Source organism: Vibrio sp. 03_296 (genome assembly GCF_002265885.1).
The window spans coordinates 1-470 of sequence record NZ_NPKW01000584.1; the positions used below are offsets into that span (position 1 = coordinate 1).

Below are 470 nucleotides of genomic sequence, written 5' to 3' on the forward strand. Positions count from 1 at the left end.
GAGCAGATGCTCTTCCAAATGTTTGATAATCCAAAAGCACTGACGATCACCGCGGCGATTCTTGGCATTATGGGGATTGTACCCGGTATGCCTCATTTTGCTTTCCTGTCGTTAGCGGCGATCGCCGGAACGGGCGCTTACTTCATTGATAAGAAGCAGAAGCAAAAGGCCAAAGAACCGAAAGTGCCCGTGGTGGCAGACAGCAGCAATGCCCCCTCTGTACGTGAACTCTCATGGGATGACGTACAGCCGGTCGACATCATTGGCTTGGAAGTGGGTTATCGCTTGATCCCATTGGTAGATAGAGACCAAGGTGGCGAACTGCTTGAACGCGTGAAAGGGGTTCGTAAGAAGCTCTCGCAAGATTTTGGCTTTCTGATCCCGCCAGTGCACATTCGTGACAATTTAGAACTCACTCCGAACAGTTATCGAATCACCTTGATGGGTGTGGCCTGTGGGTGAAGGCCGAA

At 51.1% G+C, this 470-nt stretch carries 1 pseudogene; it reads left to right on the forward strand.

Annotation, left to right across the window (positions count from 1 at the left end):
- Positions 1-453 (forward strand): annotated as a pseudogene (locus CIK04_RS26365) (FHIPEP family type III secretion protein); the annotation flags it as partial.
- Between the last annotated feature and the right edge of the window lie 17 nt (positions 454-470).